A 12,191-nucleotide genomic window follows, 5' to 3' on the forward strand; every position below is an offset into this window, starting at 1 on the left:
AGGTGCGGTATGACTTTTGAAAAAAACCGGATTATCGCAGTTGCTAACCAGAAAGGCGGCGTTGGTAAAACAACCACCGCCATTAATCTGGCTACCGCGCTGGCGGCTATTGGTGAGCGGGTGCTGATCGTGGATCTGGACCCGCAGGGTAATGCGAGTACCGGCCTTGGAATCGACCGCAAGGAGCGCAAGCTTTCGTCTTATGATCTTCTGGTGGGAGATCATGGAGTCGCGGAAGTTGCTGTTCCCACGGCAGTTCCCAATCTCGATATCGTGCCTTCCACGATGGATCTGCTCGGTTTCGAGATGCAGGTCGCGAATGTTTCCAACCGCGTTTTTCTGTTGCGCGCAGCCATGGAAACACAGGAAGCCAGAGGCTATTCCTATATTCTTGTTGATTGCCCCCCTTCTTTCAATCTTCTGACCATGAATGCGATGACGGCGGCGCATTCTGTACTCGTGCCACTGCAATGCGAGTTCTTTGCGCTGGAGGGCCTTAGTCAGCTGCTGGACACGGTCAGTCAGATTCGAGGGTCGGTCAATCCGCAGCTTGATATACAGGGCATCGTTCTGACGATGTTCGATGCGCGGAACAATCTTGCGCAACAGGTTGTGTCAGATGTGCGCACGCATCTTGGAGAAAAGGTTTACCACACGCTCATTCCACGCAACGTGCGTGTTTCCGAAGCGCCTTCTTATGGTAAACCGGCAATTCTTTACGATCTGAAATGCGCCGGCAGCCAGGCCTATTTGCAGCTGGCGTCCGAAGTGATCCAGAGAGAGCGTCTGCGTAAAGCCGCCTGACGTTTGCCGGAATGTATGGAGTAATATCTTATGAGTGATGATCTTTCCAAGCGTCGGCTGGGGCGCGGTCTTGCTGCATTGATCGGAGAAATGGATCAACCAGTGCCGGTGGGTGAGCCTCAGCGCGCTGTTAATGCTGACCGTACCATTCCGATCGAATTCATCGCTCGCAGCCAGAGAAACCCCCGTCGTCATTTCGATGAGAATGAGCTGCAGGATCTGGCCGCCTCCATTCGTCAGCACGGAATTGTTCAGCCTGTGGTCGTGAGAACAGTTGGAGTCAACCGCTACGAGATTATTGCGGGTGAAAGACGCTGGCGCGCGGCGCAGCTGGCGGGCTTTACCGATGTCCCTGTCATCGTTCGCGACGTGGATGATCGCACGGCGCTGGAATTAGCGATTGTCGAAAACGTACAGCGTTCAGATCTCAATCCGCTCGAAGAAGCGATGGGATATGAACAGCTGATCGCCGAACACGGCTATACGCAAAATGATCTCGGCGAAATCATCGGCAAGAGCCGAAGCCACGTTGCCAACAGCCTTCGGCTTCTCAAGCTTCCAGATCCGGTACGTGATATGCTGGCGGATGGTTCGCTTTCCGCAGGTCACGCGCGTGCGCTTGTTTCCACATCCGATCCGGCGACGCTTGCAAAAACAATCGTGTCCAAGGGACTTTCGGTGCGTGATGCCGAGCGCCTGGCGCAGAACGATATCAAGTCGCAGGGTGATGTCGCGGAGAAGCGACCTGCTGCGGAAAAGGATTCCGACACGATCGCGCTCGAACGCAGCCTGTCCGATGCTCTCGGACTCGATGTGAAGATCAGCCACAAAGGTGGATCCGGGCAAATCCGCATCGGTTACCGGACGTTGGAACAGCTTGAAGCGGTATGCCGCCTTCTGGAGCAGAAGTAGTAACTAATTGTTTTTAATTATAAAATACCCGCCAAAGGCGGGTATTTTTATTTGTGGGCTCAAAAATCGATGGCCCGGCCTTTTATTTCGTAATCACCGAAACGCACAGGTTCAGCGCCACCGCGACCGCCGGTTTCCGGCGGCAATTGCAGATCGGCCTGTTGTCTGCGCCGTTCTTCTGCTTCCTTCAAAGCCCGTTGCGCCGCCGGCGAAAGCTGCTTGGCCCTTTCTGCGCCGTCCGTGGCATTGTCATTATCCGCATTCTGCATGAAATCCTCCCTATGACGGGATATTGAAATACGTTTGCCGCTTACCAGATTATATAATCTGATGGGCTTTATAAACCCCGGAATATTCCCGGTGAGTGAGAAGGAGAGTTTAACGGATGAACATGATGCGCACGGCAATGCTTCTGGCCTTCATGACCGCATTGTTCATGGGTGTCGGTTTTCTGATTGGCGGCAAGGGCGGCATGATGATTGCGCTGCTTATTGCGGCCGGTATGAATCTTTTCTCCTACTGGAATTCTGACAAGATGGTCCTCGCCGCCTATCATGCGCGGGAGATTGATGAGGCCAATGCGCCTGAGTTTTTTCATATGATCCGCGATCTGTCGCAGAATGCCGGTCTGCCAATGCCAAAGGTCTATATTTACGACAGCCCGCAGCCCAATGCCTTCGCGACTGGACGAAATCCGCAGAACGCCGCTGTTGCGGCTTCCACCGGATTGCTGGAGCGGCTAACTCCTGAGGAAGTGGCCGGTGTCATGGCGCATGAACTCGCACATGTGCAGAACCGGGATACGCTGACCATGACAATCACCGCCACGCTGGCGGGTGCCATTTCCATGCTCGGCAATTTTGCCTTCTTCTTCGGCGGCAACCGGGAGAACAACAACAACCCGTTGGGTTTTATCGGCGTGCTGGTTGCGATGATTGTCGCGCCGCTGGCGGCAATGCTGGTGCAGATGGCGATCAGCCGCACGCGTGAATATTCCGCCGACCGCCGCGGCGCGGAAATCTGTGGCAACCCGCTCTGGCTTGCCTCCGCCCTGCAAAAGATTTCGGGCATGGCGCAGCGCATTCACAATGATGATGCCGAGCGCAACCCGGCGACGGCGCATATGTTCATCATCAATCCGCTTTCCGGCGAGCGCATGGACAATCTCTTTTCCACGCATCCGAACACGGAAAACCGCGTGGCGGCGCTGCACGCCATGGCACAGGAGTTTTCTCCGCGAGGATCGACGCCGCCGTCCTCGGGTGATAGACCTCTGCGCAAATCAAGCTCTGTTCCCAAAACAGGCTGGGGACGAGGCAATGAAAACGAGCGCAAGGGGCCGTGGTCTTGACATCCGATATTCAGAATAAGCCGGCGCGGTCCAGAAAACCGAGACCTGCAAATGGGAGGGGCCGTGAAGACGGCCCTTCGTCTTTCCAGGATAAGCCAGGCCTTGCCGCGCGCATTGCCGCCACCCGCATTCTAGCGGCCGTTCTGGAAAAGAAGACCTCGCTGGACGGGATGCTTGATAACGAAAACGGCAATCCCGTCTATCGAGCCCTGTCGCTTGCCGACCGGGCGCTGGTAAGGGCCATCGTCAACAGCGCGTTTCGCCACCTGCCCCGGATTGAAACGGCATTGTCGATGCTGCTCGATGGGCCGCTGCCGCAGGGCGCGCGATCGCTGCACCACGTCCTTGTCGTCGGTGCAGCCCAAATGCTCTACCTCGATGTGCCGGATCATTCCGCTGTCGACCTCGCCGTGGAGCAGGCTCACCGTGATCCGCGCAACAAGCGTTTCGTCAAGCTGGTGAATGCCGTTCTCAGAAGGCTCGGTCGTGAAAAAGCGGAGATCGAAAAGGCTGTCGCCGATGTTCCCGTGCTGCCGGACTGGTTCTATGCGCGGCTTGTTTCGGCTTACGGAAATGAGGCAGCCCAAAGGATTTCGCAGGCGCAGCTGACACCCTCCTCCATTGATCTCACGATCAAGGCGGATCCCGCTCTTTGGGCGGAGAAACTGGGCGGTACGCTCATGCCGAACGGCAGCGTGCGACTGGGTGAATTCGAGGGACAAATCCCATCGCTCGAAGGTTTCGCCGAGGGTGCATGGTGGGTGCAGGATCTTGCGGCGAGCATGCCTGTCAGGTTACTGGGCGATATCTCCGGCAAGCGTGTCGCCGATCTCTGCGCGGCCCCGGGCGGCAAGACCGCCCAGCTTGCGCTGGCGGGCGCCAGGGTGACGGCGCTGGATCAATCCGGCAACCGTCTTCGTCGCCTCAGGGAAAATCTCGATCGACTTGGCCTAAATGCCGAGACGGTGGAGGCGAATATGCTGAAGTACCAGCCGGAACAGCTTTTTGACGCGGTTCTCCTTGATGCGCCATGTTCTTCCACCGGGACACTTCGCAAACATCCTGATGTCTGCTGGACCAAGGATGAGAACGATATCGCCAAATTGGCCGCTCTTCAGGGCCAGATGCTGCGGCAGGCGCTGACCCTTGTTGGTCCCGGCGGTCTCGTGGTCTTCTCCAATTGCTCGCTTGATCCTTCCGAAGGGGAGGAGATGATTGCCGAGGTTCTGGCGGAAAATCCCGGCGTGGAGCGTGTTGCCGTCCGCCGCGAGGATTGGCCCGGAATGGAAGCGGCTATCAGCGCCGATGGCGATCTTCGTACGACGCCTGATATGTTCGGCGGCGTCGATGGGTTTTTTAGCAGTGTCTTGCGTAAGAAGTAGAAAAAAGCCAAGCTCTCGCGAATCATTAGATATTTATCGAAAACGTTCCGGTCGTCGCGGTTCACTGATAAAAACAAAACATGTGAAACGGGAAACACAGCTTGTTAGGGTCCTTTGCAGGCAGCATGAATGCCGCCGGTCTTCTGTCGCGGATGGCGTATCGTCATTTGTGTGTCGGCCTTACGCCTTTGCGCCTGCATGTGTCGCGATTTGCCAATCGTGTGCCCGATGGTCTGGTGGCGGCGCCGACCGATCTCAGAGCGATCGATCCCTATTTCGCCGAGGAATTGTTGCGGGGCCGCATCGCGTTGGCCGGGCGTGTCGTCGAAACCGGCGGGGCTTCGCCCTTTCAGGTGGACTACCCCTCGGCGGTTTTCGAAGAACGGCTGCATGCATTCACTTGGCTGCGTCATATTCGATCCGATAAATCGAGCGAGGCCTGCAAGCGGGCTCGCCGCATCGTCGCCGAATGGATGGTGATCCATGGCAGACGGCTTGCGGGTATCGCCTGGTCGCCGGAAATCGCGGCGCAGAGGTTGATAGCCTGGCTCTCGCACTCTCCCGTGGTTTTATACGAGGCTGATGCCGGTTTTTACCGCCGTTTCCTGAAAAGCCTTACCTTTCACGTGCGGTATCTCGAAAGAATCGTCAGACATGCGCCTGACGGCGAAGCGCGGCTGAGGGTTAGGATCGCGCTTGCCATGGCCTCTATCGCCATGCCTACCCGCCTGTCGCGCATCAACCGGAACGGAATGAAGCTGGCTCAGGAAATGGAACGCCAGATTCTGCCCGATGGCGGGCATGTTTCCCGTAACCCACGGGTCATGCTGGATTTGCTGCTCGATCTCCTGCCGCTGCGACAAAGTTATATCAATCTGGGCCATGATCTCCCCTCCGGTCTGGTGCCGGCGATAGACCGCATGTTTCCGGCGATTCGGTTCTTCCGGCATCAGGGCGGCGATCTCGCGCTGTTCAACGGCGCCACGGCCACACTGGCCAATGAGCTTGTTTCCGTGCTGCGCTACGACGAAACGGCTGGCAGGCCCTCCAAAGTCCTGCCGGATGTGAACTATCACCGGCTTGCGACGGACGATACGGTCATCATCGTCGATACGGGGTATCCCGCTTCTGCGGAGCTTTCACGTAGTGCCCATTCGGGTTGCCTGTCTTTTGAAATGTCCTGTGGCAAGAACCGCTTCATCGTCAATTCAGGCTTTCCGCGAAATGCCGCGCCGGAATATCAGCGGGCCAGCCGTTCCACGGCCGCGCATTCCACCGTCACGCTTGCGGATACATCATCCTGCAGACTGTCGCGCTCGCGGCTGCTTGGTCCCATCATGGTATCTGGCGTCAGCCATGTCGACAGCCGGCGTGGAACGGATGCAAATGGCAATGACATCCTGTGGGCGTCTCATGACGGCTATTTGCAGAATTTCGGCTGCTATCACGAGCGGGAAATAGAATTGAATGCGGCCGGCACCAAGATAAAAGGCCGGGATCTGCTTCGGGCTGATGAGAATGCCGCAAAAACGCAATTGCAGTCGATCTCCGCGGTTTCGCGTTTCCACATTCATCCTCACATTCAGCTGCATCAGCGGGACGAAGAGTCGGTCTACTTGGAGGCGGCGGATGGAACCGTCTGGCTGTTTTCGGCGCCCGGGCTGGAGCTTTTCGTCACCGAGGATGTCTTCATGGCCGATGCGTCCGGCATGCGGCCCTCTCAGCAGATCGAGCTCTCCTTCAATCTTGCGAATACGCGGGAAATCCGCTGGCTGATCGAACGCCAGGCCTAGGAAATTTCCGGCGGTGCGGGGCAAAAACCGCCATAGTTTACGCCGTTTGACATCCCCGCTGTTTATTAATCCGGTAAGCTGTGTTAACGCGGCGGCAATTGCTGGATCAATCCCATTCCAGCCTGTCCTCCCCGTTGAACGGAGTATGCCTGATGGCCGTCGTGTCCAAGAAAATCCCCGCCCCCGACAAGGTCAAAATCCGCACGGCGCTTCTTTCCGTGTCTGACAAGACTGACATTATAGAGCTGGCGACGGTTCTGTCGAAGCTTGGCGTCAAGCTCCTGTCGACCGGTGGTACGGCGAAAGCCATTGCGGAAGCAGGCCTGCCGGTGACGGATGTCTCCGACGTGACGAATTTTCCTGAGATTATGGACGGCCGCGTCAAGACTCTGCACCCCAATGTCCATGGTGGGCTGCTGGCTATCAGGGACGACGCGGAGCATGTCGAGGCGATGAAGGCGCACGGCATCGAGGCGATCGATCTCTCGGTTATCAATCTCTATCCTTTCGAGGAAGTTCGCGCCAAGGGCGGCGATTATCCGACGACGGTCGAGAACATCGATATTGGTGGCCCGGCAATGATCCGCGCTTCCGCCAAGAACCATGCCTATGTCACTGTTGTTACCGATCCGTCCGATTACCCTGACCTGGTTGAAGCCCTGCAGGCTGATGACGGCCAGACCTCCTATGCGCTACGCCAGCGTTTTGCCGCCAAGGCCTATGCCCGCACGGCTGCCTATGACGCGGTGATTTCCAACTGGTTCGCGCAAGCGCTTGCGATCGAGACGCCGGATTACCGCGCCATCGGCGGCGCGCTGAAGGAAAAGATGCGTTATGGTGAAAACCCGCACCAGAGCGCAGGCTTCTACCTGACGGGCGAAAAGCGCCCTGGCGTGGCGACCGCCACTCTGCTTCAGGGCAAACAGCTTTCCTACAACAACATCAATGATACGGACGCAGCTTACGAGCTTGTGGCGGAATTCCTGCCGGAAAACGCGCCGGCCGTTGCCATCATCAAACACGCCAATCCCTGTGGCGTTGCGACCGGCCCGACGCTTGCCGAAGCCTATCGGCGCGCGCTGGCATGTGATTCCGTTTCCGCCTTTGGCGGCGTTATCGCCTTGAACCGCACGCTTGATGCGGAAACGGCGGAAGAGATCGTCAAGCTCTTCACGGAAGTCATCATCGCACCTGACGTGACGGAAGAAGCCAAGTCCATCATCGCCCGCAAGCCGAACCTGCGCCTGCTGACCGCTGGCGGTCTGCCTGATCCGCGCGCGGCCGGGATTACGGCGAAGACCGTTTCGGGTGGCCTGCTGGTGCAGAGCCGCGACAATGGCATGGTCGAAGATCTGGATCTCCAGGTGGTCACCAAGCGTGCGCCAACGACGCAGGAGCTTGAAGACATGAAGTTCGCCTTCAAGATCGCCAAGCATGTTAAGTCCAATGCCGTTATCTATGCTAAGGACGGGCAGACCGCAGGCATCGGTGCCGGCCAGATGAGCCGTGTGGATTCCGCCCGCATTGCCGCCCAGAAGGCGGAAGATGCCGCCAAGGCTCTTGGTCTTTCCGAGCCGCTGACACGCGGCTCTGCCGTCGCTTCGGAAGCATTTTATCCCTTTGCTGACGGTCTGCTCGCCGCGATCGCCGCAGGTGCTACCGCTGTTATCCAGCCGGGTGGCTCCATGCGCGATCAGGAAGTGATCGACGCTGCGAACGAGCACAATGTGGCAATGGTCTTTACCGGCATGCGTCACTTCCGCCACTAAGTGCGGAACAGGCAGAAATGACAAAGGCCCGGAAAGTGATTTCCGGGCCTTTTGTTTCACGTGGGACAGTCTGGTGTCGCAGGTTCAGGTCACAGCCCCAACCTGCCAAGGCACAAATTCGTTGTCGCCGTAGTCGTAAATCTCGCTGACGGTCTTGTCGCCGGATGCGACGGCCAGAATATGCTCGAAAATTCGTTTGCCGGATTGTTCGATGGTTTCGTTGCCGGTGACGATCTCGCCGCAATTGATATCCATGTCTTCCTTCATGTGTTCATACATTTCGGAATTGGTGGCGATCTTGATGCAGGGAGCCGGCTTGAAGCCCGAGACCGAGCCGCGGCCGGTGGTGAAACAGATGACGTTGCAGCCGCCCGCGACCTGGCCGGTGACGGCAACGGGATCATAGCCTGGTGTATCCATGAAGACGAAACCCTGCTCCGTCACGGTCTCGGCAAATTCATAAACCGCCTTCAGCGGCATGGAGCCGCCCTTTGCGACTGCGCCGAGTGATTTTTCCAGAATGGTGGTCAGGCCGCCAAGCTTGTTGCCGTGGGAAGGGTTGTTGTTTAGTTCGTCACCGTTGCGGGCGGTATAATCCCGCCACCAGTCGATACGCTGCAAGAGCTTCTCGGCGACGGCAGGGGTGACTGCGCGCTTCGTCAACAGATGCTCGGCGCCGTAAATCTCCGGCGTTTCGGAGAGGACTGTGGTGCCGCCGTTGCGGACGATGAGGTCGGAGGCATAACCCAGGGCCGGGTTAGCGGAAATGCCAGAGTAACCATCCGAACCACCACATTCCAGCGCCACCTTCAGCTTGGAGAGTGGTTGCTCGGTGCGGCTGGCGGCGTTGACCATTGGCAGCATGGCCTTGATCTCGGCGATCGCCGCATCGATCGTCTTGCGGGTGCCGCCATGCTGCTGGATCGTCATGGTGCGCAGCCGCTCACCCTCTTCCATCTTGTAATGTTCGAGGATGGGGGCGATCTGGTTGGTTTCACAGCCGAGGCCGATCAGCAGAATGCCGCCGAAATTCGGATGGCGGGCATAACCCTGAATGGTGCGGATCAGCAGGCGGTAACCTTCCGATTTTGTATTCAGCGCACAGCCGCCCCCATGGGTCAGCGCCACGACGCCATCGACATTGTCGAAACCATCAAGGCCGCCCTGCTTGTTGAAATAATCGGCGATGTAACGCGATACCGTGGCGGAACAGTTCACCGAAGCGATGACGCCGATATAGTTTCGTGTTCCGACGCCACCGAGGCCGCGGTCATACCCCTTGAACGTCCGGCGCTCGGCTTCCGGCAGCATGCCCTTTTCTTCAATATCGATACTGAACTGATGCGCGTGTTCGGACGGCACCATGGCGAGATTGTGCAGGTGAACATGCCGGCCGGGCTCGATATCCTGTGTGGCGATGCCGATCACCTGTCCGTATTTCAGCACCTCGTCTCCGGATTTGATGAGTTTGAGGGCCACCTTATGTCCGCGCCCGATCAATTCGAGCGCCGCCAGATCTCCCCTGCCCGTTGCGCCGCCGGCCGGAATGGACCGACGCGCCACCGCGACATTGTCGTTGGCGTTCAGCAAAATGGTTGCCTCGGAATTCTCACTCACGGGTTATCCTCCTCCCGGTATATATTGTCTGCTATGTTTCGAAATCAGCTTTCTACCCAGCGTCTCTTCGAACCTTCCAGATGGGTATGCATGGCTGCCTGCGCCAGCAGCGGGTCTTTAAGCTCAAGCGCCGCCAGAATGGCTTCATGTTCCTGAAGCGCATGGGTCCAGGTATCGCGGTCTTCAAATTTCACGCGAAGCTGGGCCGAAATCGGGCTGTGGCGCTCATCGAAAAGGTTCGCCACCATTCGGGCCAGAACGCTGTTACCGGATTGCTCGGCTATGGTGACGTGAAACAGCCGGTCCTGATCCAGAGGTTTGCGACTGGCCTCGATTTCCCTTTGCATGGTGTTGAGTATCTGGCGGAGGGTCGCGATCGTCTCATCGGTCATCCGGCTTGCCGCCAGCACGATGGTCGCGCCCTCCAGCGCGGCCCGCGCCTGCATCAGTTCGGAGGGGCTGTCGCCAAGCGATTTGGTATGATGGGTCGTCTGCAGAGCTTCCGCCGACACATAGACGCCGGAACCCATGCGAATCTCGACGGTGTTGTCGATTTCAAGCGCAATCAGCGCCTCGCGCAACGAAGGCCTTGATACACCGAGCTTCTGGGCCAGTTCCCGTTCGGCGGGAAGCCGCGTACCGGGTAGGAATTCACCCATATCGATGAGTTCACGTATCTGGTCCGCAATCTGCTGATAAAGCCTGCGCGGTTCCGCTATTTTGGCCTGACCACTCATGTGTTTTCCGACGAGCCCTATCTGCAATCCGTATTTGGCCTTACCGTAACGCCAAGCGTATCAATGCGCAAGGAATTACTTAATCATATGAAAATACATGCTTATTACCGATATGATTTCGATACTCTGTTTCCGCTTCGGATGCAGGATAGCAAATTTTGACCTAATTGGCTTGACCATTCTGAAAAACCGGCCTAACCATTTGACCTGTTCATGAACCCCGGTGGAGCGGGGATACGGGTGGGAGGTTTCCAGATGTCGCAGGGCGCATCGACAATTCGGGGCGATTTTTCGCCTGAGGAGATGGCGCGCGCGGAGCGTTCGGCCCTTCTGCGTCTCGACAATATCAGCAAGGAATTTCCGGGCGTCAAAGCGCTGTCCAACGTGCATTTTGATTTGCGCGGCGGTGAAGTGCATGCCGTCTGCGGCGAGAATGGTGCGGGAAAATCGACGCTGATGAAAATCATCAGCGGCGTTTATCAGCCGAGCGACGGCACGATCCTGCACAAGGGCGTGAAGGTGCAATATGCATCACCGCTGGAATCCGAAGCCGCCGGCATCGCCATCATTCACCAGGAACTCAACCTCGTTCCGCATCTTTCCGTTGCCGAGAACATCTATCTTGCGCGCGAACCGCGTCGCGGTTTCCTCGTTGACCGCAAGAAGCTGCGTCTCGACGCCAAGCGCTGTCTCGACCGGCTGGGTGTTGATATCAACCCCGACCAGATGGTCCGTGGCCTCTCCGTCGCCCAATGTCAGATGGTGGAGATTGCCAAGGCGCTGTCGCTTGATGCGGAAGTGCTCATCATGGATGAGCCGACCTCTTCGCTGACCGAGCAGGAAACCCGCCTTCTTTTCAAGGTTATCCGGGACCTCAAAGCCTCCGGCGTCGGCATCGTTTACATTTCCCATCGTCTCGATGAAATGGCCGAGATCGTCGACCGTGTGACGGTCCTGCGTGACGGACGTTATATTTCGACCGACGATTTCGCCTCGATTACCGTCGATGACATCGTCACCCGCATGGTCGGGCGTTCATTGGAAGACAAATTCCCCGAGCGCACATCGCGCCCGACGGAAGACGTCATCTTCTCCGTTGAAGGTCTGGCCCGCAATGGCGTATTCAGCGATGTGAGCTTTTCACTGCGGCGCGGTGAAATCCTCGGTTTTGCCGGACTTATGGGCGCGGGACGAACGGAAGTCGCGCGGGCGATCTTCGGGGCCGATCCGCTTGATGCCGGCAAAATCACCTTCAATGGGCGCGAGCTTTCGATCAACTCGCCACAGGACGCGATCGAAGAAGGTATTGCCTATCTCTCGGAAGACCGCAAAAGCGATGGCCTCGCCATCAAGATGTCGGTGGCGGCCAATACGACGCTTGCCAATCTCGGCGAGGTTTCCAACCGTTTCGGGCTGATCGACTTCAAGAAGCACGACGACGTCGCCAAGCGCTACGTCGACCTTCTGAATATCCGCACCCCTTCGATCGATCAGACGGTGCGGCTGCTTTCGGGTGGCAATCAGCAGAAAATCATCATCGGCAAATGGCTGTTCCGCCAGTCGCGCGTGCTGTTCTTCGATGAGCCGACACGCGGCATCGATGTCGGCGCGAAATTCGCGATCTACAAGATCATGGACGAACTGGCCGCACAGGGCATCGGCGTCGTTCTCATCAGTTCGGAATTGCCGGAAATTCTGGGGCTGACGGATCGCATCGCGGTCTTCCATCAGGGCCGCATCACGGGCGTACTCGAAACCGCCAAGACCAATCAGGAAGAAATCATGCGGTATGCGTCCGGTTACGGCCGGGCCGCGCAGTGAGGAAC

General features: G+C 57.6%; 10 protein-coding genes. 7 read left to right on the forward strand and 3 right to left on the reverse strand.

Translation table 11 applies throughout. From position 1 onward, the window contains the following. Positions 1-9: 9 nt before the first annotated feature. Complete coding sequence (locus AC5I5B_RS19675) at positions 10-804, forward strand: ParA family protein (RefSeq protein ID WP_003505322.1); 795 nt, start codon at positions 10-12, stop codon at positions 802-804. Positions 805-834: 30 nt separating this feature from the next. Next, positions 835-1,716: a ParB/RepB/Spo0J family partition protein gene (locus AC5I5B_RS19680; protein WP_003505321.1), complete on the forward strand. Its 882-nt coding sequence runs from the start codon at positions 835-837 to the stop codon at positions 1,714-1,716. Between the two features lie 59 nt (positions 1,717-1,775). Here the strand turns inward: AC5I5B_RS19680 and AC5I5B_RS19685 are convergent, their stop codons facing one another. Then, complete coding sequence (locus AC5I5B_RS19685; RefSeq protein WP_003505320.1) at positions 1,776-1,985, reverse strand: DUF1674 domain-containing protein; 210 nt, start codon at positions 1,983-1,985, stop codon at positions 1,776-1,778. Positions 1,986-2,101: 116 nt separating this feature from the next. Here AC5I5B_RS19685 and htpX point away from each other — a divergent pair, with 116 nt between their 5' ends. From htpX to purH, 4 genes are all read left to right on the forward strand, one after another. Beyond that, a complete protein-coding gene (gene htpX / locus AC5I5B_RS19690; protein WP_111834601.1) occupies positions 2,102-3,067 on the forward strand; it encodes a zinc metalloprotease HtpX in 966 nt (321 codons plus the stop codon). Continuing rightward, a complete protein-coding gene (locus tag AC5I5B_RS19695) occupies positions 3,064-4,449 on the forward strand; it encodes an RsmB/NOP family class I SAM-dependent RNA methyltransferase (protein WP_111834602.1) in 1,386 nt (461 codons plus the stop codon). Before htpX ends, AC5I5B_RS19695 begins: the two co-directional genes overlap by 4 nt. Before the next feature lie 125 nt (positions 4,450-4,574). Beyond that, positions 4,575-6,242, forward strand: a complete 1,668-nt coding sequence (locus AC5I5B_RS19700) for a heparinase II/III family protein (RefSeq protein WP_162695551.1) — start codon at positions 4,575-4,577, stop codon at positions 6,240-6,242. Positions 6,243-6,394: 152 nt separating this feature from the next. Further along, positions 6,395-8,011 (forward strand): bifunctional phosphoribosylaminoimidazolecarboxamide formyltransferase/IMP cyclohydrolase, encoded by a 1,617-nt coding sequence (gene purH / locus AC5I5B_RS19705; protein WP_111834603.1) that lies wholly within the window; start codon positions 6,395-6,397, stop codon positions 8,009-8,011. 84 nt (positions 8,012-8,095) lie between these two features. On the opposite strand, the gene AC5I5B_RS19710 is transcribed toward purH, so the two are convergent. Both AC5I5B_RS19710 and AC5I5B_RS19715 read right to left on the reverse strand, forming a co-directional pair. Then, positions 8,096-9,628 (reverse strand): UxaA family hydrolase, encoded by a 1,533-nt coding sequence (locus tag AC5I5B_RS19710; RefSeq protein ID WP_111834604.1) that lies wholly within the window; start codon positions 9,626-9,628, stop codon positions 8,096-8,098. A gap of 44 nt (positions 9,629-9,672) precedes the next feature. Continuing rightward, positions 9,673-10,365, reverse strand: coding sequence for a FadR/GntR family transcriptional regulator (locus AC5I5B_RS19715; RefSeq protein WP_111834605.1), 693 nt, complete (start codon positions 10,363-10,365; stop codon positions 9,673-9,675). A gap of 255 nt (positions 10,366-10,620) precedes the next feature. Here AC5I5B_RS19715 and AC5I5B_RS19720 point away from each other — a divergent pair, with 255 nt between their 5' ends. Then, positions 10,621-12,186, forward strand: coding sequence for a sugar ABC transporter ATP-binding protein (locus AC5I5B_RS19720; protein ID WP_162687265.1), 1,566 nt, complete (start codon positions 10,621-10,623; stop codon positions 12,184-12,186). Positions 12,187-12,191 lie beyond the last annotated feature (5 nt).

This window comes from Agrobacterium sp. (assembly GCF_059499945.1).